Genomic DNA, 24,460 nt, shown 5'->3' on the forward strand with positions numbered 1-24,460 from the left:
TGGTGACCCGTACGGGATTCGAACCCGTGTTACCGCCGTGAAAGGGCGGTGTCTTAACCGCTTGACCAACGGGCCATATCGTAATTAATAATTATTCTCAAGAAACATTTTCACATAAGAGGTCTGGCGGAGATGGAGGGATTCGAACCCTCGCACCAGTTTCCCGGCCTACACCCTTAGCAGGGGCGCCCCTTATAGCCACTTGGGTACATCTCCAAAAGAATGGCTCCGCAAGTAGGATTTGAACCTACGACCTACCGGTTAACAGCCGGTTGCTCTACCGCTGAGCTATTGCGGAACGTTACGTTCTGTTCGGAACACTTTTATATAGTAGCAACTTTTTTTCTTTCCGTCAATGCTTTTTTAAAAAAGTTTTTAGCGACGATAAGTTGTTTAGTTGCTGTCGTTTTGACGACTTCTATAATTTATCATGCTCCGAAATGAACGTCAACTACTTTTGTAAAAAATCTTTCCACGACATCGACCACATCGATATCTTTCCGTATTCATGCGTCTTTTCCTTCTATATAATGTGCTGCATTTCTCACATTCATAAAGATAGGATTTTTTTTCGTCTTCTTGTCTTCTCGGACTGTATCGAAGCCCATCGTAGCGCTCTAACCATTCCTTGAAGTCTTGATCTTGATGACGGTGTCCCATTCCTGCTAGATGTAAATGGTAGTGACACAGTTCATGAATCACGATTCCGCGGAAGACTTTCATGTCATCGATATATCGTTTATTGAAGTCTAAATGATGATCGCCTAAGAAATAGCGACCACCTGTCGTCTTCAGCCGTGGATTAAAATAAGCTTTATGTCGAAACGGTAAGGAAAATACGTCGAGCGACAGTTGCTCGACGTATCGTTGTAATTGTTCATTCGTCATTTCGGCGGAACCAGTGTCAAACCAATCCGTCCCCGCTCTGGTTCAACATTCGTCACCCATACTGTCACGATATCCCCGACAGCGACGACATCAAGTGGATGCTTGACACGTTTACGACTGAGCTTCGAGATATGAATTAAACCATTCTCTTTCACTCCGATATCAACGAACGCACCAAAATCAAGAACATTCCGAACCGTCCCTTGGAACTCCATCCCGACTTGGATCATATCCATCGATAGAACATCTTGGCGGAGCAACGGTTTATCGAGCGCTTCCCGAGGGTCACGACCCGGACGTTGTAACGCTTCGATGATATCACGTAATGTCGGCTCTCCGATCTCGAGCGTCTGTGCCATCTCCGGTAATGACAATGTAGACAATTGTTCCCGCACCGCATCCGTTCCAACTTGATCCAGCGTTAAGCCTAGTGTCTTAAATAACTTCTCGACTGTTTTGTACTGTTCCGGATGAATCGGCGTCCGGTCGAGCGGATGCGTACCTTCTAGAATTCGCAGGAATCCTGCTGCCTGTTCGTAGGCTTTTGCACCAAGACGAGGAACTTTCAATAATTCCTGGCGTGTCTTAAACGTCCCAAGTTCCGAGCGGCGTTCAACGATTTTTTTCGCCGTCGCCTTCGTGATTCCTGCGACATAACTCAATAGCGGTTCTGACGCTGTATTAACATCGACTCCGACTTGGTTGACGACCGTCTCGACGACAAAATCAAGCGTCTCCTTCAGTTTTGTTTGCGAGACATCATGTTGATATTGACCGACTCCGACAGACTGCGGGTCGACTTTGACAAGTTCAGCGAGTGGATCCTGCAGGCGACGCGCAATCGAAATCGCGGATCGTTGTTCGACCTGAAGCTCTGGAAACTCCGTCCGGGCAATCTCTGAAGCGGAATAAATACTCGCCCCTGCCTCGTCGACGATTGTAAAGGCGATATCTGTTTGCCCCTTCATCCAGTCCGCAACAAATGCTTCTGTTTCCCGTGAAGCAGTTCCGTTCCCGATCGCAATCAACTCGATTCCATATGTATCAACGAGCTGCGAAAGGGTTTGACGTGCTTCTTTTGCTTTTTGCTCTGACATCGTCACGTAAATGACGCCGACTTCCTTCATTTCACCTGTCGGATCAATGACTGCCCACTTACATCCTGTCCGGTAGGCCGGATCCAGTCCCAACATGACTTTCCCTTTCATCGGTGGTTGCATGTAGAGTTGACGGAGATTCTTACCAAAGACGTCAATCGCTTGGAACTCTGCCTTTTCCGTCAGTTCATTTCGAATTTCTCGTTCGATGGCAGGAAAGACCGATTTTTTATAGCCCGTCGTGATCGCTGCTTCGACGATATCACGTTTCTTTGGCGCCAGTTGTGCGTAGGAACGAAATAATGTCGGTAAAACCTGTTGTTCCTCTAACACGACTTTCACAGAGACGATTTTCAATGCTTCCGCACGGTTAATCGCAAGAATCCGGTGCGGAACGATCTGTTGGATACGCTCACTGTAGGCATAATACTGTGCAAAGACACCTTTTTCATCGACTGCATCCTTTTTCTGTTTCGTGACGATTTCTGCTGAACGGCGCATTTGCTTACGAATGAACTCACGCACCGTCGCTTGTTCGCCCCACTCCTCGGAAATGATCGATTGTGCCCCAGTAAGCGCTTCTTCCGGATCCAGCCCATTGCTCAAGCGATGGAATGTCGCTTCATCATAAGCAGACTTGTCGCGGAACCAGTCGGCAAGTGGTGCAAGCCCTTCTTCCCGTGCAATTTCCGCCTTTGTCCGACGTTTTGGTCGAAACGGTAAATAGATATCTTCAACTTGTTGTAACGTCGTCGCTTCTTCGAGCGTTCGACGGAGTTCCGGCGTCAATGCACCTTGCTCCTCGATTTTTTCAAGGACGTCACTCCGTCTACTTTCAAGTTGCGTTAATTGTTTATGTCGATCGAGAATCGCTTTGATCGCGACCTCATCGAGTTCACCTGTCTGTTCTTTCCGGTAGCGGGCGATGAACGGAATCGTACCGCCTTCTTCCGTCAATTGTAAGACTGCCTTCACTTGCGCAGGACGTACATTCAATTCACTTGCGATTCTCATTTCCATCTGCTTCACCTCTCATTCATTATACCGAAGAACGCATGGAAAAGAAAAAAGACTGACACGAGGTCAGTCTTTTGAGAATACTTCATTTGGTTCGACTTTGATCGCTTCACGTAACTTCTGTAAAGCGCGTCGTTGGAGACGGGAAACGTGCATTTGCGAAATGCCGAGTAGTTCGCCCGTTTCTTTTTGACTCATATTACGGTAGTAGGCACATTCGAGAATCGAACGTTCGCGGTCCGTTAAGACAGCAAATGCCTTTTCAAGAATCAAACGCTGATCGACGGAGTCATAGCCGTTTTCTTGATTCCCGACAAGATCGAGTAACGTAACGGTACTACCTTCCTGATCTGCCTCAATCGAGCTATCAACGGATAACGCTTGATAGCTTTTACCCATTTCAAGTGTTTCGAGGACTTCCTCTTCTGATACTTCAAGACGAGCAGCAATCTCATCGATGCGCGGAGAGCGTTGCAACTCCGTCGTCAACTCCTCGACTGCCTTCTTAATTTTCGGTCCGAGTTCCTTGATGCGACGTGGAACGTGAACGCTCCATGTCTTATCGCGGATGAAACGTTTGATTTCACCGATGATCGTCGGAACAGCAAACGACTCAAAACTGCGACCGAATTCCTTATCGAAGCGACGAAGCGCTGCAAGCAACCCAATCATGCCGACCTGAACAAGATCGTCATGAATCGGTCGACCACGCGAGAACTTTCGGGCCAAAGCTTCTACCAAGTCTGAATAACGCTCGAGTAATGCCGCATGCACTTCCTCATCTTGGTCGTCCTGCTGATACAAATCAATCAGTCGAAGTACTTCATCATCACTGTGATGGCGTTGTTGAGACTTTGCTGGCACTTTGACCCACCTCATCTCTATTCATATATTTTGTCATATGGACAGTGACGCCGTTCGCTTTCTCGATCGTTACTTGATCCATCAATGCTTCGATCATCAAGATACCGAGTCCTCCTTCATGCAAGGAATCGAGATCGTGTGCATCCGTAATCGGTTCACTTTGGCGTTTGACCTCATCTTTATCGAACGTAATGCCGTTATCCTTGACGACAATCTCGAGACGATCATCCGGATAGACGTTACATGTCAAGGCGATGCTACCATCTTCTTTTCCTTCGTACGCATGTTGAACAGCGTTCGCACATGCTTCTGAGACAGCGATCTTGATATCTTCGATGTCATCATACGTGTATCCCATCCGGTTGGCGACACCTGAAACCGTCAGACGGGCAATGGCTACATATTCCGGTTTTGCCGGTAATGTCATGTTTAGTTGTTCGTTCTTCATTGCGTTCCACCTCTTACACCACTATCGATTGTAATGATGCTTGAAAGACCTGTAATTTCGAATAGACGACGGATGCGTTCAGAAACGCCGACGAGCGTGAACGATGTACCGTTCTTTTTCGCCGCTTTGAGTGCTCCGACGAACACGCCGAGACCTGTCGAATCCATGTAGTGTACTTCATCCAAATGGACGACGACATCGTTTGTTTCAACTGCCGGGACTAGTTCTTGGCGAAGCTTTGGTGCTGTATACGTATCAATCTCACCTGCGATATAAAGATGCGTCTGACCGTCAAGCTGCTCTGTTTTAATTGTTAAATCCATCTTCAAGTTCCTCCTCAAGGAAAATCTGTCTATGTGGTCTTGCTATTCATCCTACCTCATCCCTTTATAAAAAGGTCACTTGGGTATGTTTCCCCGTAAAGAAAACTTTAAAACCCATTTTATAAAAAAAGAGGTCAAAAAAAGTCGCATACGCTAGTATCGACTCTTCTTGTGTTGCGCTTCTATGTAAGTGCCTAAAAATCAACCAAGCCTAAGCTGATTGCGACGGCACTATTTACTTTCATCATCGTGTCTGGATCTAGATGTGTGACTTTATCCGTTAGACGGCGTTTATCAATTGTACGGATTTGCTCAAGTAAGATGACCGAATCACGTTCTAATCCGTGTCGCTCTCGATATACTTCCACATGGGTCGGTAGTTTGGCTTTGTCGATCTGTGCCGTGATCGCAGCCACGATGACTGTCGGGCTGAATCGGTTACCAATATCATTTTGTAGAACAAGCACGGGACGAACTCCCCCTTGTTCCGATCCGACCACAGGTGACAAATTTGCATAAAACACGTCGCCACGTTTGACTATCAAAGCTTACACCCCGCTTACTTGACGTAGGAGTGAGAACTCCGCCTCCGTTTCAATCTGGAACATTTCGCCAACGATCGATAAATTGATTGCTGCCATTTCTTCGTAACCACGTTTCAATTCCTCACGTAGCTGACGCTTGCGTTCTTCGGTCGTATGGTTCGACTTCATCCCAATCGTCTCCTTCGCTACATTTCGCTCAACAAACTGCATTTCCCGTTGTTGGACCAAGATAATGGCACCTCCAGATTCACTGAAACCTTAACGAACGACTCACTTTCTACTTCAATATATCAGTCGAATTCAGAAAATACAATCAAAATTCAAACAAATAACATATTTTTGCCATCTTATTGATGTCTTGTACGAATCATTGACGCGGCACGCGCTTCGAGAATTGACAGAGAACTTCATAGTTGATTGTCCCGAGCCAATGGGCTGCTTCCTCGATCGGTGCCCCTTTTCCAATCAGAATGACTTCCGTTCCGATTGGATATTCCCTTGGTAATCGAATCATGAGCCGGTCCATGCAGACTCGACCAACGATTTCACACGGTAGACCGTCCACAATCAATGAGTAGCCTTGGAACTTGCGTGACCAGCCATCCGCGTAACCGATCGGAACAGTACCGATCCATTCATCCGTCGGTGCCGTATAGGTCGCCCCGTAACTGATCGTTTGACCAGGCTCGACTTGTTTGACCTGCATCAGACGACTTTTCAGTGAAAACGCCGGTTTTAAGAACTCGTAATGTCCTGCCATCTCATCCGACGGCATCGCCCCATATAAAGCGATACCGACTCGAACGACGTTAAACGGCGCTTGACCTGCTAGACGAATCGCTGCCGCCGAATTGGCACAGTGGATGTAACGGATATCCGGTACTAGTGCGACATACGATAAAAACGTTTCAAGTTGGCGTTCGAACAATCGGCTGTTCAACTCGTCAGCAGTTGCGAAATGCGTATAGATGCCTTCGAGTTCAACGAGATCGTCATCACATTCAGCAAGAATTCGCTTCAACTCATCGACATGTTGCAGTCCGAGTCGTCCCATTCCGGTATCGACCTTGATATGCAGACGAAGATGATCGATTTCTGTCAAATGACGTTTCGCTTCCTGAAGCCAATCAGCTGAAAAGACAGGAACGGCGACATCATAATTCGAAGCGACTGGTGCATGTTCCGGTAGTAAGGCTTCAAGCATCAGAATCGGTGCTTGGATGCCCGCTTCGCGTAACTCAATCGCTTCTTCGAGGAGCGCGACAGCCAGTAAGTCTGCTCCGTTCTCAAGAGCGATCTCAGCGACCGTCACTGCCCCGTGACCATAGCCGTCCGCCTTGACGACCGCCATCACCTGTTGTTCGCCCATCCGTGTTTTGATTTCGCGTATATTATGTGCGATCGCTTCCCGATCGATTTCAATCCAAGTTGGTCGGTACATCCCATTCCCTCTTCTCTAATAAGACTTGCGCAGATGCATAATGCTCTGAATGTGTGATCGAGACGTGGATGACGCCATCGAATGGTCCACTCATGATCGGTCGCCCTGTCTCATCGTTTAAAATTTCAACGTCTTGCCAGGAAACTTCTTTTCCGACGCCGGTTCCGAATGCTTTGACGAACGCTTCCTTTGCAGCGAAACGTCCAGCGAGGTACTCGATGCGACGGTGTCCTGAGAGCGATTGATAGCGTTCCTGCTCTATCTGCGTTAAGATTCTTCCGGCAAAACGTGGCTGCCGCTCAAGCGTTTGCTCGATTCGATCCAGTTCCACCAAATCGATGCCAATTCCATAAATCATCCGAGACGCCTCCACAGTTCTATTCTTCGCCATCTTCATATAGAATGAAGATGAAGCGAGGTGTTGTCATGTTTAGTCGAACGGAAAACCTACAAACGTTCACACGTTCTTATCCGGTCGTTTCGTTGTTCATTTTAATCCAAGTCGCCCTGTTTGTCATCGAACAGTTAGGTGCACTCCTTAATCTGACGTTCTCTCCTTTAAGTGCAGGCGCAGCAATCAATCTCTTAATTGGACAAGGTGAATGGTGGCGTGTCGTCACGGCCACGTTCTTGCATTATGATTTTTGGCACATTGCGTTCAATACGTTTGCTCTCGTCATCTTCGCTCCACCGCTCGAGCGGATGATCGGACATGCTCGATTTGCCGCTTTTTACTTGCTCGTCGGTACGCTCGCGAACATCTTGACGTACTTCACGAAAATCAATGAACCGTTTTACGGTCAAGCTGGAGCATCGGGTGCCATTCTTGGTTTGCTTGGGTTTTATGTCTACTTGAGCCGATTCAAGCGGACAGTCATCCTAGCAGACGATACACGTCTTGTGTATATCTTTACTGCGGTCACGGCAGTCTTTACGTTACTTGGCTCAAATGTCGCTGTATTCGGTCACTTGTACGGTTTCGTCCTCGGATTCCTCTTCGGATTCGTCTTTGGTAATCGTGCCGTTCCATTCACACGTCCGTTCCAAACCGGTCGTCGATCGAGCGGTGGACCTGTCTTCGTAAGCGGTTCTGGTCAACTCGGTCGGATCTTCTTCTATATCATCATCGCGTTTGCCGTACTCGGATTATTCTTCCGCTACTTGTAAAATGGCATAAAAAAAGGACTCCGCTACACGCGCGAGTCCTTTTTTTGCTTATTTGCGAAGTACTTCTGCTAAGTCCTTCACGTCGTCAATCAGATTATGGATTGTCTCCTGATTATCCGTATAGAGTGCTTTTAGTTCTTCAAAGCGCCCTTTTGGATCTTGTTTGACAGCAGACAATTGTGTTCCTGCGCCGCTGAATGTCCGTTTCACTGCTGCAAACTGCGCTTGGCGCGTATCTTTATGCAGTAGTGATAAAGTAGCGCCGACAAGTGCGCCACCAAGTGTTGCTACGACAAAATAGTTCTTCTTCATCTGTTAGTCCCCCTGCATCTCACTCATTTGTTGGTGGTACGATTTGATACCGTTTCATGACGGGAGAAGGCGCGAACGACTTCCCTGCCTCTTCAGCATACTGGTCTACCGTAAGACGTTCAACTGATTTTGCATAACGAGCTCCGTCCCCTGTCTCTTGGAACTGAATCAATAAGGCAAGATCCGTTCCCTTCTCGACACGTCCAATCCGAAATGCCTGGAAGCCACCATATTCTGCTCCGATGACTTTCGGATTCGACATCACTTGATGTACGAATAGATCCCCGCTATTTTGATCTGCCGGAATCGACCAGTAGAAGAGACTGCCTTCGTCCGAAAAATTGCCACGTGATTCGAGCAACGTATAGGTATTGCCACTTTGAAAAGGTGATTTCGAGTCCGTCTCCATCCAGAGGATGGCATCGCCGCTTCCGCTAGCGACACGAATATGAGCATCACGGGAACGAATTTGTTCAACGAACGAACCGCTACCGAATGTAATCGAAAGTTTAGATGGCATCACAGGCCTCCGCAAGTTGAAAGTCTTTTTCCGTCAATCCGTTTTCATCATGAGTCGTCGCTGCAAGTGTGACGTTTTTATAGTCGATCACGATTCGTGGATGATGATTCAAGTTTTCAGCGATACTTCCGACTTCCTGTACGAAATCCAGTGCCGCAGGAAACGATGCAAGTGTATAAGTCCGGACGATTTCATCATCCACGACACTCCAATCCTGCAACCGCTCAAGACGCTCTTCCACTTCATACTCATTCAACCTAGCCATCCCTTTCTCCTCCTCTACTATCATTTTCGTCCTATACCTTATACCCCATTCTTTTACTTCTCTATACCTGTTTGTATCCGATTTCTTCCTTTTGCCTTCTGTGTGAGATAGAGTACAATGTGAAAGAGAACACTAATTCAAAATCGGAAAGGGGCTTACGCATATGCGCGCTCTGATTGTCATTGATTACACGATCGATTTCGTTGCTGACGAAGGAAAGCTGACTTGTGGAAAACCAGGACAAGCGATTGAAGATCGAATTGCTACGTTGATGGAGGAATTTTCAACGGAAGACTACGTCGTCATCGCCAACGATATTCACGAAGAAGGCGATACGTTCCACCCGGAAACCGTCCTCTTCCCGCCACATAATATCCGCGGAACACATGGACGTGATTTGTTCGGAAAAGTCGCAGCCATGGCACGGGTCGCCGATCACGTCATCGACAAGACGCGTTATAGTGCGTTCGCCGGGACGGACCTCGATTTACGCTTGCGTGAACGCGGTATCCGCGAAGTCCACCTCGTCGGTGTCTGTACGGACATTTGTGTCCTTCATACAGCTGTCGATGCCTACAATCTCGGGTATCGTATCGTCGTCCATGCCGATGCGGTCGCAAGCTTTAACGCGACTGGTCACGAGTGGGCGCTTACACACTTTAAACAATCGATCGGCGCTGAAGTCGTCGGCGAATAAGAAGGGATCTGTCCGTCATGTTACAACGTAATCTTGCACTCCATACCGATCTGTACTTACCACGGTGGATGTATATCTATTGGAAAGAAGGACGTCATAATGAACGCGCCGTCTTTGATGTTTACTACCGTTCGAATCCGTTCGCAGGAGGCTATGTCGTCTTTGCGGGTCTCGAAAATATCATCGAGTACATTCAAACACTCCGTTTCACGGAAGAAGATATCACGTACTTGCAAGAGATGATTGGCTTCCCGGATGAGTTCAAGGATGAACTGCGTCAGTTCAAGTTCAATGGCTCGATTTCAAGTGTCAAAGAAGGCGAAATCGTCTTCCCGAACGAACCATTGATTCGGATCGAGGCACGCATCTTTGAAGCGAAGCTCTTACAGACCGCGATTCTGAACATCGCGAACCACGAATCGCTCATCGCGACGAAGTACGCACGTATTCGTCAATCGGCTCCCCGTGCGAAGTTCCTCGAAGCTGGTGCCCGTCGCGCGCAAGGCATCGATGCCGCTTACTTCGGAACGCGTGCTTCGTACCTGGCTGGTTTTGACGTCACAAGCCTTGCTTCAGCAGGACGCGACTTCGGCATTCCGTGTGGTGGAACGATGGAACATGCTGACATTCAATTCCACGATGACGAATTGACGGCATTCCGGACATTCGCTTCTCATTATCCGGATCAGGCGACATTACTCGTCGATACGTACGATACGCTCAAGAGTGGTCTTCCGAATGCGATCACGGTTGCGAAGGAGCTCCAAGCCAAAGGGCATAAACTGCGTGGCATCCGGATCGATTCTGGCGACTTATCTTACTTGTCAAAACGTGCCCGTAACATGCTTGACGAAGCTGGCTTCCCGGAAGTCGACATCGTCTTGTCAGGGGACCTCGATGAGTACGTCATTCAGGACTTACGCATCCAAGGTGCCCAAGCCAATACATTCCTCGTCGGAACACGTGGTATTACAGCTTACGAACAACCGGCTCTTGGGATGGTCTATAAACTGGTCGCACGTGAAGTAGATGGCGAGCTCGCACCCGTCATCAAAGTATCCTCGTCAAAAGCCAAGACGACGACACCTCACATCAAAGAAGTCTATCGCATCATCGATCCGGTGACGGATAAGTTCAAAGGCGATTACGTGACGTTGATGGACGAAGATCCGTCGACACTTGAAGCTGTCGATCTCATCGACGTCCGAGACCCATCGTTCCGAAATCGCATCGAACAGTTCAAGGTCGAGCGGTTACTTGAACCAATCTTCAAAGATGGAGAACTGGTCTATACGGTCCCAACGATTGAAGAAAGTCGCCACTTCCACGAAACACAGATCGGTCGTCTGTGGGAAGAGTACAAACGGCTGCGGTTGCCAGAGATTTATGCTGTCACATTCAGCGATCGTCTCTGGAAGCTCAAACTCGACATGATTCGGGACACTCGACTGGCAAGTGGGTTAAAATAAGACACAAAAAGCGCAGTTCTTCCTCCATCGGGATGAACTGCGCTTTTTCTCATGTTAATCCTGCTTCGTTTCCGACAGGTGTCATTTCTGTTGGCGCTTGTTCCATCTTCTTACGAAAGTACCATGCGAAGCCAAGTGCACCTCCGATGAAGACGATATACGTGATGCGTTGACCGAATTCAGCTAAGGAATCCGCGTAGAAAATACTGATTAAATGATCACTTCCACTAATGAGTAGCAAACAGGCAATCAGGAGCGCAATGCGATATGCAAGCGTCGGGCGGTCTGTCGGTTCAGCATGCCAATACATGATGATATGGTGGGCAAGTAGAACGATACCCAGGATTCCTAATATTCCAATGAGTACTTGCGGCATAATGAACGATCCTCCTGTTTAGTAGTATCTAGTCTTATTTAAACATAGTTCATACGAATTTCGTCAGGAAAAGTTTCCCGTCTTACATTCCTCACGGTATACTGTAGGAAAATCGTAAGCGATCAAGGGAGGGCATTTTTTCATGAAAACCTTTAAGTTATGCACATTACGCATTTTAATGGATGAGTCAGGACGTGATACGACGATTCCCGTCGCCATTCAGGACGGATTGACGGTCAGTACCGAACAGACGGCACAGTGGGTTGCAGAAATCGTCGTTCCTCCGACGGATCAGCCGATCGTCGATGAATTGTTCACAAAACATTTACGTGCTTTGATTGAAATCACGATCTCACGACCTGATAATGACCCTGCCGCGATGATCGTCACGCCTCTTGAACGGACTGTCTTAAGCGAAAACGTCTCGTATGTCTTCACGGGTAAGATGGTCATGATGAAAAATGATTTATCTGAATCGATCTTACGCGAAGTCGTCGAAGATGGATTCGCTGGCGAAGAACTCGTTCAGGAGTATAAGGATCGTCGTTCAAAACGTGGTGCCCATATCACAAGTATCGCTAAAGAAACGTTCAAACAATATTTGACAGAGCATCCGAACACACCCGTCTCTTAAGGTTTTTCGACCTCGTCCGTGATGTGGTCCGCTACGTTGATGCGGTCAATCGTATAGCGATCCGTATGATAGATATAATTCGCACACGCGTTTTTCAAAGGTGTCCGGTAACTGAATGTCGCGTCAATCGATGATAATGCTGCCTTGATCGTATGCGAGTGACAGACGATTAGAATTCGTTTCCCTTCATACGTGCGTGTCACTTCCTGTAGCGCCTCGAACACGCGATCCTGGATGGCTTGTTCCGTTTCAAGACCCGGCACAAGCGTCGTATCGTTCGCTTGAACGGCTTCGTAAATCGCTGCGACCGGTTCACCGGAAGCGGCTCCGAATTCGCGTTCGACAAGTCGCTCATCTGTCCCCGTGATCGTTAAACCAACAGCACGACCGATGATTTCCGCTGTCTCAACGGCACGCGACAGGGGACTTGCTAACAAGACATCCCACTTTTCATTCGATAGATAAGCGGCGCTGAGTTCCGCTTGTCTTCTTCCTGTTGCATTCAACGGGATATCTTCTCTTCCTTGAATCCGTTCGTTTAAGTTCCAATCCGTCTGACCATGCCGCACTAAACAAATTTCAGTCATGTCTCTGTCTCCCTCATTTAAGAAATATGACTGATTGTATCATGTTTTCCATTCGGAAGTTGTCGCGGTGGCAACAGTAGTACCTGACAGGTGAAATGTTCAATTCGTTCAAGTAATCGCTCGATCTTTAACGGATTTTCCGTCTGAGCGAAACTAGCTAGTGAGTGCGTACCATTCGGAAAGGAAAATAACCGAACATCGGCTCCGACATCTGCTCCTTTCTCAACGAAATGCAAGGCTTGAGAAAACGGAACAATCGGATCTTTTTTACCGTGCAAAAGCATGATTGGTGGGGCATCTGACGATAAATGTGTGACGGGTGAGACGTGCGTCATCAGCTTGCGCCATTCTTCTCGCCCCCCCTTGTAGAACTTAATGTGGGCAATCCAAGTTTGAATGAAATTAAACAACAAAAAGTTCGTCGGTGGATATAAAGCGATCACACCACTGATCAATGGCATGTGCCGCTCATCACGCTCACCGACGAAAGCAGATGGGGCAAGTGCCGTCGTCAGCATGAGTGCAGCTCCGGCTGAGTCTCCCCATACCATCATCCGTCCTCTTAGAATGCGAAGGTCCTCTGCTTCCTTGTTCAAAAAACATAACGCATCCCGTACATCCTCGAGGTTATCCGGAAAATAACTGCCCTCTTCGAACAAACGATACTCAATACTACAGACGGCAACTCCGAGTTCAAGTAGGCGGTCAACGATTGGACTAAAGCAGAATATGTCATCACGCTCCCCACGAACGAATGCACCACCGTGTGCATAGATGGCAACTGGAAACGGTCCTTCCCCCGGCGGATAATAGAGATCGAGCTGTAAGGTGCGGTCCCCCACCTGTTTATAGATGAGTGTCCGCGGTGCAAGTTGTTTTTCTGTGAGTGGCAAGGCGGGTTCGGTCCATCGAAGTAGTGCACCATAATTGTTCCAAATACTCGCTCCCGCTGCTGCTGTCGTCAATAATGCAGCTCCCCCCATTAGCCATGCAGTTTCACGTTTCACTTGATCACCTCCAAAAAGACGTGCCAGTTTCTTCACTTTATTATCCTTCTACCCCGTTTTAAAAGATGTCGAACGTCTTGGTATCCCTACTTGACGCTTCATCAACGTTCCGCTATAGTGAGAAAGTCCAAATCGGAATAGTTACGTTTTAATAATGGGGGTATCATATAATGAAAAAAATCATTCCTGCTTTAACAGTCGCATTTGCGAGTGCGAGTGTCCTCGCGGCTTGCGGATCAAATACCGATTCATCAACTTCAGAGAACAAACAGACAGAAGTCTACGCGTCAACGTTCGCGACGGCTGCTATTGCCCGCGAAATCGGAGGGGATCAAGTCAACGTCAAGATGATCGTTCCACCTGGAGCAGATCCCCACTCTTACGAACCGACATCGAAGCAACTCACAGAGATCGCTAAAGGAGACTTGTTCCTTTTGACAGGTACGACACTCGAGCCGTATTCGAAAAAAATCCAAGAGAGCTTAAAAGGCACGGACGTCCGCTTCATTGAGACGAGTAAAGACGTCAACTTGCTAGAATCGGATGCTACGCTTCATGCACATGAAGAAGAGGGGCATACAGAAGACGAACATGCTCACGAAGAAGAAGGGCACGATGATCACGCAACGGACGAACATGCGCATGAAGAAGAGGGTCATGACCACGGAAAATACGATCCACACGTCTGGCTCGACCCTGTCAACGCAAAAGCAATGGCACGTTCGATCACAACTGCTTTATCAAAAGAAGCTCCAAAAGACAAAGCAACGTTCGAAAAAAACTTGAAAACGTTCGATCAGCAAGCTGATGAATTGGACGAACAATTTAAACAAGCCGTCGCTGATGGATCGAAAAAAGAACTTCTCGTTACGCATGCCGCTTATGGTTACCTCGCAGAACGATATGGTTTCACACAACTGCCGATTGCGGGAATTTCTCCTTCCGATGAACCGTCACAAAAGCAACTGGCCGCTTTAGTGAAAGAAGCACGGATGCATGATTTGAAATACGTCGCGTTCGAAGAGACGGTCTCACCGAAGGTCGCACGTGTCATCCAAAAAGAAATCGGAGCTGAATCCGTGACGATTCATAATCTAGAGTCGGTCACGAAAGCGCAACAAAACAGCTCTTATTTCAAGTTGATGGAAGAAAACGTCCAAACATTGAAAAAGGCACTTCAGTAAAGTACAGTTGACACGCGTTACTCAATGCGGTACGGTAAGAAACGTGTTTTACAACAATTGAATGACTTCTTTTTATCGCGAGAAACGGAGGGACTGGCCCAATGATGTTTCGGCAGCGGACGATTTGATTCGTACTGTGCCAAATCCAGCAAGCGAAAGCTTGAGAGATAAGAAGAGCGTCTTTATTTCATAAAGACCTCCTTCTTTCTTGCGAAGGGGTCTTTTTTTGTATCTTTGAGAAACGAGGTGTCAACAATGAATGAAACGATCACGCCTAACAAATGGGCACTGCTTCCCCTCGTCGTATTCCTAGTTCTCTTCATCGGAGCCGGGATCTTCTATGACGACTTTTACAAATTTCCGATCCTTATCGCCGCACTGATCGCTTTGATCTTTGCTGCAATCACGACGAAAGGATCCATCAATCAAACGGTCGAACGAATCGCAACGGGTGCCGGAAATCCTGATATCATGATCATGGTCTTCATCTTCTTACTAGCCGGTACGTTTTCTGGAACGGCAGAAGCAATCGGCGCCATCGATGCGACCGTTAATGCTGCTTTGACGTTCCTACCTCCGTCGCTCCTCATGAGTGGTCTGTTCATCATCGCTGCCTTCATCTCGATGGCAATGGGGACATCGACTGGAACGATTGCTGCACTCGCGCCGATCGCCTTTGGAATTCATGAAGCGACAGGCATCAACGTTGCGATCGCAGCGGCTGCTGTCGTTGGTGGATCGATGTTCGGCGATAACTTGTCGTTCATCTCGGATACGACGATTGCCGCCGTCCGGACCCAAAAAACGAACATGCGCGATAAATTCCGGACGAACTTCATGATCGTCCTACCGGCTGCTATTTTGACGGTCATCCTACTCGCATTCGTTTCTGGTTCTGGTGACGTCGTCGAAGCAAAAGCATTTGAATTCTACAAGTTGATTCCATATCTCGCTGTCATCGTCCTTGCACTATTTGGCGTCAATGTCATTCTTGTCTTAATTGGTGGTACGTTACTCACCGGCATCATCGGTATGATTGATGGTAGTTTCGGCTTGAGTGGCTTCGTCCTCTCGATGTCTGAAGGAATGATGGGCATGGCGGAGATCTCCATTTTGACGCTCCTCATGGGTGGTCTCGTCAGCTTGATTACGTTCAACGGTGGAATCGCCTTCTTAAAAGAGACGCTGACACGCAAGATTTCACAGCGTCGTGGTGCCGAATTCAGTATGGCGGCACTCGTCAGCGCAACGAATCTCGCGACTGCAAACAATACGATCTCGATTCTCGTCGCTGGACCACTGGCAGCTGAAATCGCCGATACGTATGAAGTCGATCGCAAAAAATCGGCGAGTATCCTTGATATCTTCTCTTGTGGTATTCAAGGCATCATTCCGTACGGGGCACAACTTTTGATCGCAGCAGAATTGACGAAAACGGCTTCACCAGAACTGATTCCGTATCTGTTCTATCCGTTCCTCCTCTTCGTCTGTGGATCAATTGCCATCTTCTTCGGCTTACCACGCATGAAGAAGACAGCGACGAAGCAAGAAAAAATTTCTTCCTAATCATAAAAACAGGTCCGATCGCTATGATCAGACCTGTTTTGTTATTTTTTATGCTTTGCTTGTCTTTCTAAGATCAAATAGGCGATTGCCGGAAGTGGAAACTGAAGGAGTCCAGCACCTCCCCACACCCATGGATTACGTCCTGACTTTCGCGCACTAAGAAACAGACCCACTGCCTGCGTTACTAACAAGGCGCCAATGCTAAGCCACGTACATTTGGATAGCTGTTTATTCTTTTGAACCATCTTTTCTCCCCCTCTTTTAACACACGATTAAATCTCACGATTCTTTTCTATTTTACCTTATTTCATTCCTCCATGAGCATGGAAACGGACGTCTTCGTTCGTTCATGCTAAACTAAACGAGCAAATCTAAACTACGTTTTATGAGGAGGAGTAACACATGCAATACGCAAAACTTTCAAACGGTATTACGATTCCCCAAATCGGATTCGGTGTCTGGCAAGTAGATGAAGAGACAGAAGCACCTGCTGCTGTCGCTGAAGCATTACGTGTCGGCTATCGTCATATCGATACGGCTGCTGTCTACAAAAACGAGCGCGGTGTCGCAAAAGGAATCAAGGAAAGCGGCGTGAAACGTGAGGATCTCTTCTTAACGTCAAAAGTCTGGAACGATGATATTCGTGCCGGTCGGACGAAGGAAGCATTCGCAGAATCGCTCGAACGTCTCGAAACAGATTATCTTGACCTTTATCTTATCCACTGGCCGGTCGAAGGCTATATCGAAGCGTGGAAAGCAATGGTTGAACTGTATGAAGCAGGCAAGATCAAAGCGATCGGTGTCTCGAACTTCAAAGAACATCACCTCGATACATTGGCAGAAGAGGGCTTGATGGCACCAATGATCAACCAAGTCGAGTTGCATCCACAATTACCGCAACACGAACTGCACGAATACTTGCAAGATCACAACATTCAAGTCGAAGCATGGAGCCCACTCATGCAAGGGAAATTCCTCGAAATCAACGATTTCAAGGAAATCGCAGAGAAACATGGCAAGACACCTTCACAAGTTGTCTTACGTTGGCATCTCGACAACGGCATCGTCGCTCTTCCAAAATCCGTTACACCAGCACGCATTGCGGAAAACTTCGACGTCTTTGATTTCCAACTCGATGCTGATGATCTTGAGAAAATTGATCGTATTGCAACGGATGTCCGCCTCGGACCGGATCCGGACGAAATCGATTTTTAATCTGGCGATTCACGTAAAAGAGAACATCTTCCATATGAAGACGTCTTGCTTCATCTGAACGATGAGAGACCCGTTTCCAATCTATGACTTGGAAGCGGGTCTCTTTTTTTATGATTGAAGCTGATCAGACATAATAAATTAAAATCGTATCTTCCGCTTCTTCTGCCTTTTGAAAATAGGCGCGTAAATCGGCGAACTGTTCCCAGACATCCTCGAATTCGCCTGGTGTTCCGGCTTCATCATGAATCGAAGCGAGTGCCCGTTGATCAAAATTCCGCATCACCTCAGCTGAGATGATGAGGAGTGGCAAGGGAAGAATACCGACAATCGCCGCTTTTTCTTCATTGACGATCAACTCTTCGCCAACGATTGCTCGTCCCAGGTTGTAATGTGTGTCTTGATCAATATAGATATCGATTTGATTCATCAAATGATAGATGGCGTTCGTCTGTTCGAGAGCGAATAATTGTTCGTGATCGGGTTGTGTCTCATGAATGAATAAAATCCAGTCCATGATGATGTGGGGATCGTTTCCGAACGACTCCCAGACCGCATCCGTGACGCGGACGAAATGTACGTTTTCCATTCTTCCCCTCCCTTCTGTACTCTGTATTCCCTTTTTAAATTCGTTCTATACAAAAAAAGAGCCAGATTTCTCTGACTCCCTTTCCTTAGATCGCTTTTTCATCTTCTTTTGATTCCTGCCATGCTTCAAGCGTATCTTTCCCCGGCAAGTTCGGAATCGAGTCCGCATAGAATCGCGGCTCTTTCCCTGCTTTTCGTTGTGTCATGTAATCATCGAGAGCCAGCTTCGCTATCTTTGCAAGACGGAAAATCGCATACAGATTGACAATCGCCATTAATCCCATGAAGATGTCCGCTAACGCCCACACGAGACTAGCCGACTCGACAAGTGAACCGAAGACGATCATGACGAGGACGAGTACGCGGTATGCCATCATGACTTGTTTATTTTCACGGATGAAGTTGATGTTCGATTCACCGTAGTAGTAGTTTCCGACGACGGAACTAAACGCAAATAGGAAGATGGCGAGTGCCATGAATCCTGTTGCAAATGATCCAACTTGTGATGCAAGTGCGCCCTGTGCTAAATCAATACCAGCTAAGGCATCTCCATTCGCATCTTTTGTCGGAACTCCACTGACGAGAACGATCATCGCTGTCGCCGAGCAGACCATCAATGTATCGACGAAGACCGCGAATGATTGAATCAAGCCTTGTTTGACCGGGTGAGAGACTTCCGCTGTTGCTGCTGCGTTCGGTGCCGAACCCATACCGGCTTCGTTCGAGAACAAACCGCGACGAATACCATTCAGAACGGCCGCCCCGATTGCTCCCCCTGCTAATGTCTTAAACTCGAATAATCCTTCTTGGAAAATCAATTTAAAGACACTTGGTAATACTTCAAGATTCGTCACCATGATATAGAGGGCGATTAAGATATAACCACCTGCCATGATCGGAACCATGAATGAAGCGACTGTCGCAATACTGCGGACACCACCAAAAATGATCAGTGCCGTCAAGACGACTAATCCGACCGTAATCCATATCTTATCCACGCCATATTGACTTTGTAGAGAAAGCGAGATCGTATTCGATTGGACAGAGTTAAAGACAAAACCAAATGAGATTGTGATCAGAACACTAAAGACAATTCCTAACCACCGTTGTCCAAGCGCTTTTTCCATGTAATAGGCTGGACCACCACGCCATTCTTTTCCGTCACGTACCTTGTAAATCTGAGCAAGCGTACTTTCGACGAATGCTGACGCCGATCCAATCAAGGCAATTAACCACATCCAGAAGACTGCACCCGGACCGCCGAGTGCGATTGCAGCCGCCACACCCGCGATGTTTCCGGTACCGACACGTGCTGCCGTACTGATCGCAAATGCTTGGAATGGCGATACGCCATCTTTCCCTTTATCCGTTCCTTGGAACAATAAGCGAATCATCTCCGGGATCATCCGGAATTGAACGAACCGCATCCGGAATGTAAAATAAATGCCTAATCCAACGAGTAAAATAATCAATACATTTGTCCATAAGTAATCATTTGCTCGATTTACTAGTTTCATCACTTCTTTTTCCATCAAATCTCCTCACTTCCATCCATCTTTTCTCTCTATTTGTATGTAAGTTTTTTTCACATGTGATTTATCATACGCAATTTTTTTTGAAAAATCAAACTCATCTATACCTTAGGACGTAAAAAAAGTGTCAAACCTCACATCAGATGTCAGGTTTGACACGTTCACATAAACAGTTTTTAGATTAGATGAACAGATTCAGATTGGCACCGTCCGTTGCACCAAGGTAACTCGCGACACCACCGTAATCAATGCCATCGAGGAGTTCTTCCTTCTTAATGCCCATGATATCCATCGACATCGTGCAGGCGATCATACGGACACCCGCTGCTTGCGCTTTTGCCATCATCGTCTCGAGTGCATCGACTTGTTTATCCTTCATGACTTTTTTCATCATTTTTTGACCGGCGCCTGCCATGTTCATGTTCGAGAGCGGCAACTCCCCGGCATGTTTCGGCATCATCATGCCCATCATCCGTTCAATACCGGCTTTCTCAACTGCCGGTGCGTCTGATTTTCGAATGATGTTCAAGCCCCAGAACGTAAAGAACATCGTCACTTGTTTCCCCATCGCTTGTGCACCTTGCGCAATGACGAAAGAGGCAAGTGCTTTATCAAGATCACCACTGAAGACGACCATCGTCGCATCATCTGCCGGATTGACTTGAACCGATGCTGCAGCAGGTGTCTCCCCTTGCCCTTTTTCAAGCAAGACCTCGACGACTCCCTGATTCATCTCCGCTGAATGGACCGTGTGACCTAGTTTTTTCGCCCATGCTTGAACGTCTGGCAAGAATCCTGGGTCTGACGCCTTGACGAAAATTTGCTCGCCGTCCGTCATCTGATCGATTTTTGTTTTCAGCTCTAAGATTGGACCTGGGCACTGTAAACCGCACGTATCGAGCAGCGCCACTTGTTCTGGTGCAGTCTTCGTTGTTGGCTCACGTTTCGTTACCGTCACAGCAGTCTCCTCCTTCGCTTGGCTTCGTGCTTCTTGATCACGATGCACGACCGACCATGTTTTGTATCCGCCGCTTAAGTTTTTCACATCATAACCGTATTGTTGCAACAGTTGACTCGCAATATATCCACGTAATCCGACTTGGCATGTCACATAGATCGTTTGATCCTTCGGCAGATCAGTCAACTTCTCACGTAACGTCGGTAACGAGATATTGACCGACCCTGGAATCGCGCCTAACTCGTTTTCCGATGGTTCACGGACATCGAGTAATAAGCCACCGTTGGCGACGATCGCGTCAATTTCGTGCCAATGAACGTTCGCACTGTCACCAAGCACGATGTTCGACGCGATATACCCTGCCATGTTGACCGGATCTTTCGCTGAACTATACGGCGGTGCATATGATAGTTCAAGATCTGGTAGATCAAGCACTGTCAATCCACCTTTGATCGCTGTCGCGAGAACATCAATCCGTTTCTCGACACCTGTCATGCCGATTGCCTGCGCTCCGTAGATCGTTCCTTCGATTGGATCAAATAGTAACTTCATCGAAATCGGACTCGCCCCTGGGTAGTATCCCGCATGCGATCCCGGGTGGAGATGCACGGCTTCATAACGAAGACCAAGTTGACGCAACCGTTTTTCATTGTTACCGGTCGAAGCGACCGTCAAATCAAAGACTTTTGCTACCGCTGTTCCGAGTGTGCCGCTATACCGGACGTCGCGTCCGGCGATGATGTCAGCAACGAGGCGTCCTTGACGGTTTGCCGGCCACGCGAGTGGAACATGTGTCGCTTCCTTCGTGATATAGTCTTTGACTTCAATCGCGTCACCAATCGCAAAGATCGATGGATCAGATGTCCGCAGTTGATCGTCGACTTGAATCGTCTGTTTGATGCCAAGTGTTAAACCAGCATCTGCTGCGAGCGTGCTCTCCGGTGCAACACCAATCGATAGGATGTTCATCTCGGTTTCGATTACGCGTCCACTTGTCAGGACGACGCGGCGACCTGCCTCTTCAAAACGAGCGACGCCATCTTCTAGAATCAACTCGACGCCTTTCGCACGCAGATGTTCATGAACGATTGCTGCCATTTCCGGGTCGACCGGAGCCATGACTTGATCCGCCATCTCGACGAGGGTGACGTGCGCCCCACGTTCGACGAGGTTTTCTGCCATTTCGAGACCGATGAATCCTCCACCGATGACGACTGCCCGCTCTGGACGCGTCGTATCGACGTATTCCCGCATCCGGTCCGTATCCGGAATGTTCCGTAATGTAAAGACGTTTGTTGCATCTTCAAGTCCTGGAATGTTTGGACGAATTGGTTTTGCACCTGGAGAAAGAATCAGATGGTCGTACGATTCATCGTATTCTTCACCCGTTTCGACATTGCGGATCGTGACCGTCTTCGCTTCACGGTTGATCCGAATCGCTTCCGACAAGTTACGGACATCTAAATTAAACCGCGCGTGCATGCCTTCTGGCGTTTGGACGAGTAATTTATTGCGATCTTTGATGACATCTCCGATATAGTAAGGCAGTCCACAGTTCGCGAACGAAATCTCTTTTCCTCGTTCAAGCAAAATGATTTCTGCCGTTTCGTCAATCCGACGCAGTCGTGCTGCAGCCGTAGCGCCACCAGCGACGCCGCCTACGATGATCGTTTTCATCTGATGATTCCTCCTTGAATTTCTATCTGTCACCTAATATACCCTGTTAGGTATGTCATTTCAAGTCAATTGCTCGTAGATTCACAAACAAGACATATCTCTGCTCTTTTGTATTTTCTTCCTATCTTAACGGACATTAGTTGCAATTCCTTCTGAAATGCTTGAAACTGAATTTATAGTATATAAAGGGGGATTTTGCAATGGACCAGGAACGTAACTCGAACGAATCAAACGAGAACAATAAAGTGACACCGATTCACCAAGATCGTCAACCCGAAACAAACGAACAAGGAATCGCGCCACAACAGCAACAACACTTGGAAGCATTCCAAGCTTTCCTCGTTGAAAAAGGCATTCCAATGGAAGCACGTGAGAATGAGACACACGTCTTCTTTATGACACAAGAAAAAACACCTGCAGGAGCAGAACCGATGATGATGATCGTCTTCAGTAAGACGACGACAGATGTCGAATTATTCGCTCGTACGGTGACACACGTACCAGACGGTGTCGAGGATCTCCCGATTCTGAACGCCATCAATGACTTCAACCAAGAGTTCAAATACTTCCGCGTCGTTCTCGACAGCGACCGTGATGTCACGATCGCATCAACGATCGATCTTGATCATGGCTTCAACCCAGCTGCGATCTTCGGACATTCTGTCATGATGTTCCAAGCATCAGACGAAGTCTACACGTATTTGACAAAACTGTACGAACAGTTCTAATTTCTCATTTTAAAACGGCTTTGGAGCCCTGCTCCGAAGCCGTTTTTTTCTTTAAAGTTCAATTGACAATGAGAATTATTCTCGCTATAGTTAGATTTGTGAAAACGACTACATGACGGAAAACGTCTTATTAATTCTTCTGGGGGAATCACGATTATGAAAAAACGTTTAAAAGTAGCTTCTATCTTCATGGTAGCCGGTATCTTAGCTGCCTGCGGTTCGAATGAAACGGATACGACTGCACCGAAAAAAGAGAAAACGGAACAGTCGACCGAAACTAAATCAGCAGATGCGGGGATCGCTGCAACGACACTGACAGATGAATTGACGATCTTCAGCTCAATCAAAACAGAACTCGACAAAGCAAAAGAAGGACAAGCGATTGATTGGAAGATGGTCACGACAAGTTATGAATCGAAACTAAAAGGTGGTGTCGAGACGACAGCACCAGAAATCGAACAAGTCATCCAGTCTGCTTTAGCAGGTGTGGAAGCGAAGGATCTCGATGAGAACATCGCGCGTCAACTCGTGGATAAAGGTCTACAATCGTATTTCTATAAATTACAAAAAGCAACACAAGCAAAAGCTGAAGAAGCACTCGTAGCTGGTAAACCGGAAGCTGCAACGGAAGCACTCAAGGACGTGGAAGCGATGGCGAAGACCGTCTTCATTCCGACAGCTGAAAAACGGGACGCGAGCTACGGCTTCAAAAACGAAGACGCCATCGCTCAAGCGATCACATCAGGTCTTGCAGCTCAGCAAGAAGCCATCGACGCGAAAGAAATCGGTGACTTCAATGTTGCGAAACAAGTGACGGATAAATCGATTTATCGTTCCTTCTATTTAGCTGCACTCGGTTATGCACAAAAAATCGAGGATGGCGTCAAAGCCGGTACGGACGAAAAAGAATTACAAATGGAACAAGCAGAAGGATATGGCTTCCTCCTCGCGATCGAAGAATCATTAGCGGGCGGAGACGAAGAGGCTGTCAAAACACTGAAAGAGCGCTATGATTTCTCAAAAACAAAGCCAGCTGACGTTTCTTACAAAGAAATCGAAGGATTGTTCGCAAAAGCGTTGACTGAAAAAGTCGACGGGTATCATGAAGAGGCACAAGAAGCGATCGAGAAGAAAGACGTCGATACAGCACGTGCAGAAGCAATGGAAGCGAACATGTTCGTCGTTGCGATGAAACCGACGCTTGAGAATCGTCTCGGCAAGGACAAAGCAGCGCAAGTCGCAAAAGATGCAAACGAATGGTTCGCACTCGTCGAAAAAGGCGACGTCAAGGCTGAAACGACAGGTGAACGGATCACAGACGCACTCGAACCACTTAACTAAGAAGGAAATGGAAACGG

27 protein-coding genes, 3 tRNA genes and 1 riboswitch are annotated in these 24,460 nt (G+C 47.4%); of the genes, 9 read left to right on the plus strand and 21 right to left on the minus strand.

All coding sequences use genetic code 11. The annotated features are described in order from the left end of the window. The 12 genes from F8N00_RS00320 to acpS all read right to left on the minus strand — a co-directional run bounded on the left by F8N00_RS00320 (position 1) and on the right by acpS (position 6,981). Positions 1-75: transfer RNA gene (locus F8N00_RS00320), tRNA-Glu, on the minus strand. A 49-nt stretch (positions 76-124) separates the two neighbouring features. After that, positions 125-216 (minus strand) — tRNA-Ser (locus tag F8N00_RS00325). Positions 217-223: 7 nt separating this feature from the next. Next, positions 224-298 (minus strand) — tRNA-Asn (locus F8N00_RS00330). Positions 299-447: 149 nt separating this feature from the next. Then, complete coding sequence (locus tag F8N00_RS00335; protein ID WP_023469618.1) at positions 448-888, minus strand: SprT family protein; 441 nt, start codon at positions 886-888, stop codon at positions 448-450. After that, positions 885-3,005 (minus strand): Tex family protein, encoded by a 2,121-nt coding sequence (locus tag F8N00_RS00340; RefSeq protein WP_421017593.1) that lies wholly within the window; start codon positions 3,003-3,005, stop codon positions 885-887. Before F8N00_RS00340 ends, F8N00_RS00335 begins: the two co-directional genes overlap by 4 nt. A 63-nt stretch (positions 3,006-3,068) precedes the next feature. Continuing rightward, positions 3,069-3,866 carry an RNA polymerase sigma factor SigB gene (gene sigB, locus F8N00_RS00345; protein WP_023469620.1) on the minus strand — a complete coding sequence of 266 codons (798 nt, stop codon included), beginning with the start codon at positions 3,864-3,866 and terminating at the stop codon, positions 3,069-3,071. Further along, a complete protein-coding gene (gene rsbW, locus F8N00_RS00350; protein WP_023469621.1) occupies positions 3,832-4,314 on the minus strand; it encodes an anti-sigma B factor RsbW in 483 nt (160 codons plus the stop codon). Before rsbW ends, sigB begins: the two co-directional genes overlap by 35 nt. After that, positions 4,311-4,637, minus strand: coding sequence for an STAS domain-containing protein (locus F8N00_RS00355; protein WP_023469622.1), 327 nt, complete (start codon positions 4,635-4,637; stop codon positions 4,311-4,313). The genes rsbW and F8N00_RS00355 overlap by 4 nt, the downstream gene beginning before the upstream one ends. Before the next feature lie 194 nt (positions 4,638-4,831). Further along, positions 4,832-5,182, minus strand: a complete 351-nt coding sequence (locus tag F8N00_RS00360) for a type II toxin-antitoxin system PemK/MazF family toxin (protein ID WP_023469623.1) — start codon at positions 5,180-5,182, stop codon at positions 4,832-4,834. A gap of 3 nt (positions 5,183-5,185) precedes the next feature. Further along, a complete protein-coding gene (locus F8N00_RS00365; protein WP_023469624.1) occupies positions 5,186-5,410 on the minus strand; it encodes a hypothetical protein in 225 nt (74 codons plus the stop codon). Positions 5,411-5,549: 139 nt separating this feature from the next. Next, positions 5,550-6,623: an alanine racemase gene (gene alr / locus F8N00_RS00370; RefSeq protein WP_058713905.1), complete on the minus strand. Its 1,074-nt coding sequence runs from the start codon at positions 6,621-6,623 to the stop codon at positions 5,550-5,552. Then, positions 6,601-6,981: a holo-ACP synthase gene (gene acpS, locus F8N00_RS00375; RefSeq protein WP_055969547.1), complete on the minus strand. Its 381-nt coding sequence runs from the start codon at positions 6,979-6,981 to the stop codon at positions 6,601-6,603. Before acpS ends, alr begins: the two co-directional genes overlap by 23 nt. Positions 6,982-7,049: 68 nt before the next feature. Here acpS and F8N00_RS00380 point away from each other — a divergent pair, with 68 nt between their 5' ends. Continuing rightward, on the plus strand, positions 7,050-7,790 hold the full coding sequence (locus F8N00_RS00380) for a rhomboid family intramembrane serine protease (RefSeq protein WP_023469627.1): 741 nt from the start codon (positions 7,050-7,052) through the stop codon (positions 7,788-7,790). A gap of 48 nt (positions 7,791-7,838) precedes the next feature. Here F8N00_RS00380 and F8N00_RS00385 read toward each other — a convergent pair whose 3' ends face one another. Genes F8N00_RS00385 through F8N00_RS00395 form a run of 3 tightly spaced genes read right to left on the minus strand, consistent with a single transcriptional unit; the run spans position 7,839 to position 8,887 of the window. After that, positions 7,839-8,102, minus strand: coding sequence for a hypothetical protein (locus F8N00_RS00385; RefSeq protein ID WP_023469628.1), 264 nt, complete (start codon positions 8,100-8,102; stop codon positions 7,839-7,841). A 19-nt stretch (positions 8,103-8,121) separates the two neighbouring features. Next, positions 8,122-8,622 carry a hypothetical protein gene (locus F8N00_RS00390; RefSeq protein ID WP_023469629.1) on the minus strand — a complete coding sequence of 167 codons (501 nt, stop codon included), beginning with the start codon at positions 8,620-8,622 and terminating at the stop codon, positions 8,122-8,124. Then, positions 8,612-8,887, minus strand: a complete 276-nt coding sequence (locus tag F8N00_RS00395) for a 4a-hydroxytetrahydrobiopterin dehydratase (protein ID WP_023469630.1) — start codon at positions 8,885-8,887, stop codon at positions 8,612-8,614. Before F8N00_RS00395 ends, F8N00_RS00390 begins: the two co-directional genes overlap by 11 nt. A 163-nt stretch (positions 8,888-9,050) precedes the next feature. On the opposite strand from F8N00_RS00395, the gene F8N00_RS00400 reads away from it, so the two are divergent. Continuing rightward, positions 9,051-9,584, plus strand: a complete 534-nt coding sequence (locus tag F8N00_RS00400) for a cysteine hydrolase family protein (RefSeq protein WP_064300647.1) — start codon at positions 9,051-9,053, stop codon at positions 9,582-9,584. A gap of 17 nt (positions 9,585-9,601) precedes the next feature. After that, positions 9,602-11,053 carry a nicotinate phosphoribosyltransferase gene (locus F8N00_RS00405; protein WP_029342847.1) on the plus strand — a complete coding sequence of 484 codons (1,452 nt, stop codon included), beginning with the start codon at positions 9,602-9,604 and terminating at the stop codon, positions 11,051-11,053. Positions 11,054-11,102: 49 nt separating this feature from the next. On the opposite strand, the gene F8N00_RS00410 is transcribed toward F8N00_RS00405, so the two are convergent. Further along, a complete protein-coding gene (locus tag F8N00_RS00410; RefSeq protein ID WP_029342848.1) occupies positions 11,103-11,429 on the minus strand; it encodes a hypothetical protein in 327 nt (108 codons plus the stop codon). A gap of 142 nt (positions 11,430-11,571) precedes the next feature. Between F8N00_RS00410 and F8N00_RS00415 the strand changes: the two genes are divergently transcribed. Next, positions 11,572-12,063 (plus strand): YwpF family protein, encoded by a 492-nt coding sequence (locus F8N00_RS00415; RefSeq protein ID WP_023469634.1) that lies wholly within the window; start codon positions 11,572-11,574, stop codon positions 12,061-12,063. Here the strand turns inward: F8N00_RS00415 and F8N00_RS00420 are convergent. Both F8N00_RS00420 and F8N00_RS00425 read right to left on the minus strand, forming a co-directional pair. After that, positions 12,060-12,650, minus strand: a complete 591-nt coding sequence (locus F8N00_RS00420) for a histidine phosphatase family protein (protein ID WP_075642936.1) — start codon at positions 12,648-12,650, stop codon at positions 12,060-12,062. The two genes, F8N00_RS00415 and F8N00_RS00420, sit on opposite strands and share 4 nt — an antisense overlap. Positions 12,651-12,667: 17 nt before the next feature. After that, positions 12,668-13,657: an alpha/beta hydrolase gene (locus F8N00_RS00425; RefSeq protein WP_051353637.1), complete on the minus strand. Its 990-nt coding sequence runs from the start codon at positions 13,655-13,657 to the stop codon at positions 12,668-12,670. Between the two features lie 170 nt (positions 13,658-13,827). On the opposite strand from F8N00_RS00425, the gene F8N00_RS00430 reads away from it, so the two are divergent. The 3 genes from F8N00_RS00430 (at position 13,828) to F8N00_RS00440 (ending at position 17,622) form a co-directional block, all read left to right on the plus strand. Continuing rightward, positions 13,828-14,841 (plus strand): metal ABC transporter solute-binding protein, Zn/Mn family, encoded by a 1,014-nt coding sequence (locus F8N00_RS00430; RefSeq protein WP_075642935.1) that lies wholly within the window; start codon positions 13,828-13,830, stop codon positions 14,839-14,841. Positions 14,842-14,910: 69 nt separating this feature from the next. Then, a riboswitch (SAM riboswitch) is annotated at positions 14,911-15,015 on the plus strand. An 81-nt stretch (positions 15,016-15,096) separates the two neighbouring features. Beyond that, entirely contained in the window at positions 15,097-16,407 is a 1,311-nt protein-coding gene (locus tag F8N00_RS00435) for a Na+/H+ antiporter NhaC family protein (RefSeq protein WP_075642934.1), read from the plus strand. Positions 16,408-16,809: 402 nt separating this feature from the next. Beyond that, positions 16,810-17,622 (plus strand): aldo/keto reductase, encoded by an 813-nt coding sequence (locus tag F8N00_RS00440; protein ID WP_029342855.1) that lies wholly within the window; start codon positions 16,810-16,812, stop codon positions 17,620-17,622. A gap of 124 nt (positions 17,623-17,746) precedes the next feature. Here F8N00_RS00440 and F8N00_RS00445 read toward each other — a convergent pair whose 3' ends face one another. The 3 genes from F8N00_RS00445 to F8N00_RS00455 form a co-directional block, all read right to left on the minus strand. Further along, entirely contained in the window at positions 17,747-18,208 is a 462-nt protein-coding gene (locus tag F8N00_RS00445) for a hypothetical protein (protein ID WP_023469641.1), read from the minus strand. 85 nt (positions 18,209-18,293) lie between these two features. Next, on the minus strand, positions 18,294-19,739 hold the full coding sequence (locus F8N00_RS00450; protein WP_023469642.1) for an alanine/glycine:cation symporter family protein: 1,446 nt from the start codon (positions 19,737-19,739) through the stop codon (positions 18,294-18,296). Between the two features lie 181 nt (positions 19,740-19,920). Beyond that, positions 19,921-22,374, minus strand: coding sequence for a CoA-disulfide reductase (locus F8N00_RS00455; protein WP_075642932.1), 2,454 nt, complete (start codon positions 22,372-22,374; stop codon positions 19,921-19,923). Positions 22,375-22,574: 200 nt separating this feature from the next. Here F8N00_RS00455 and F8N00_RS00460 point away from each other — a divergent pair, with 200 nt between their 5' ends. Together F8N00_RS00460 and F8N00_RS00465 are read left to right on the plus strand one after the other, a co-directional pair. Then, the gene (locus tag F8N00_RS00460) at positions 22,575-23,102 is read left to right on the plus strand and encodes a YbjN domain-containing protein (protein WP_023469644.1); all 528 of its coding nucleotides are present in this window, start codon (positions 22,575-22,577) and stop codon (positions 23,100-23,102) included. A 156-nt stretch (positions 23,103-23,258) separates the two neighbouring features. Then, positions 23,259-24,443 carry a hypothetical protein gene (locus F8N00_RS00465; protein WP_035395649.1) on the plus strand — a complete coding sequence of 395 codons (1,185 nt, stop codon included), beginning with the start codon at positions 23,259-23,261 and terminating at the stop codon, positions 24,441-24,443. Positions 24,444-24,460: the final 17 nt, after the last annotated feature.

The sequence above is a fragment of the Exiguobacterium sp. A1_3_1 genome, assembly GCF_048985645.1.
GTDB classification, from domain to species: domain Bacteria; phylum Bacillota; class Bacilli; order Exiguobacteriales; family Exiguobacteriaceae; genus Exiguobacterium_A; species Exiguobacterium_A indicum.

Excerpts from the sequence above, each read along its gene's own strand:
- F8N00_RS00335 (WP_023469618.1), bottom strand. The coding sequence starts at position 888 with ATGACGAATGAACAATTACAACGATACGTCGAGCAACTGTCGCTCGAC.
- F8N00_RS00340 (WP_421017593.1), bottom strand. The coding sequence starts at position 3,005 with ATGGAAATGAGAATCGCAAGTGAATTGAATGTACGTCCTGCGCAAGTG.
- rsbW (WP_023469621.1), bottom strand. The coding sequence starts at position 4,314 with ATGAAGAACGAACAACTAAACATGACATTACCGGCAAAACCGGAATAT.
- F8N00_RS00355 (WP_023469622.1), bottom strand. The coding sequence starts at position 4,637 with ATGGATTTAACAATTAAAACAGAGCAGCTTGACGGTCAGACGCATCTT.
- alr (WP_058713905.1), bottom strand. The coding sequence starts at position 6,623 with ATGTACCGACCAACTTGGATTGAAATCGATCGGGAAGCGATCGCACAT.
- acpS (WP_055969547.1), bottom strand. The coding sequence starts at position 6,981 with ATGATTTATGGAATTGGCATCGATTTGGTGGAACTGGATCGAATCGAG.
- F8N00_RS00380 (WP_023469627.1), top strand. The coding sequence starts at position 7,050 with ATGTTTAGTCGAACGGAAAACCTACAAACGTTCACACGTTCTTATCCG.
- F8N00_RS00385 (WP_023469628.1), bottom strand. The coding sequence starts at position 8,102 with ATGAAGAAGAACTATTTTGTCGTAGCAACACTTGGTGGCGCACTTGTC.
- F8N00_RS00390 (WP_023469629.1), bottom strand. The coding sequence starts at position 8,622 with ATGCCATCTAAACTTTCGATTACATTCGGTAGCGGTTCGTTCGTTGAA.
- F8N00_RS00395 (WP_023469630.1), bottom strand. The coding sequence starts at position 8,887 with ATGGCTAGGTTGAATGAGTATGAAGTGGAAGAGCGTCTTGAGCGGTTG.
- F8N00_RS00400 (WP_064300647.1), top strand. The coding sequence starts at position 9,051 with ATGCGCGCTCTGATTGTCATTGATTACACGATCGATTTCGTTGCTGAC.
- F8N00_RS00405 (WP_029342847.1), top strand. The coding sequence starts at position 9,602 with ATGTTACAACGTAATCTTGCACTCCATACCGATCTGTACTTACCACGG.
- F8N00_RS00410 (WP_029342848.1), bottom strand. The coding sequence starts at position 11,429 with ATGCCGCAAGTACTCATTGGAATATTAGGAATCCTGGGTATCGTTCTA.
- F8N00_RS00415 (WP_023469634.1), top strand. The coding sequence starts at position 11,572 with ATGAAAACCTTTAAGTTATGCACATTACGCATTTTAATGGATGAGTCA.
- F8N00_RS00420 (WP_075642936.1), bottom strand. The coding sequence starts at position 12,650 with ATGACTGAAATTTGTTTAGTGCGGCATGGTCAGACGGATTGGAACTTA.
- F8N00_RS00430 (WP_075642935.1), top strand. The coding sequence starts at position 13,828 with ATGAAAAAAATCATTCCTGCTTTAACAGTCGCATTTGCGAGTGCGAGT.
- F8N00_RS00435 (WP_075642934.1), top strand. The coding sequence starts at position 15,097 with ATGAATGAAACGATCACGCCTAACAAATGGGCACTGCTTCCCCTCGTC.
- F8N00_RS00440 (WP_029342855.1), top strand. The coding sequence starts at position 16,810 with ATGCAATACGCAAAACTTTCAAACGGTATTACGATTCCCCAAATCGGA.
- F8N00_RS00445 (WP_023469641.1), bottom strand. The coding sequence starts at position 18,208 with ATGGAAAACGTACATTTCGTCCGCGTCACGGATGCGGTCTGGGAGTCG.
- F8N00_RS00450 (WP_023469642.1), bottom strand. The coding sequence starts at position 19,739 with ATGGAAAAAGAAGTGATGAAACTAGTAAATCGAGCAAATGATTACTTA.
- F8N00_RS00455 (WP_075642932.1), bottom strand. The coding sequence starts at position 22,374 with ATGAAAACGATCATCGTAGGCGGCGTCGCTGGTGGCGCTACGGCTGCA.
- F8N00_RS00460 (WP_023469644.1), top strand. The coding sequence starts at position 22,575 with ATGGACCAGGAACGTAACTCGAACGAATCAAACGAGAACAATAAAGTG.
- F8N00_RS00465 (WP_035395649.1), top strand. The coding sequence starts at position 23,259 with ATGAAAAAACGTTTAAAAGTAGCTTCTATCTTCATGGTAGCCGGTATC.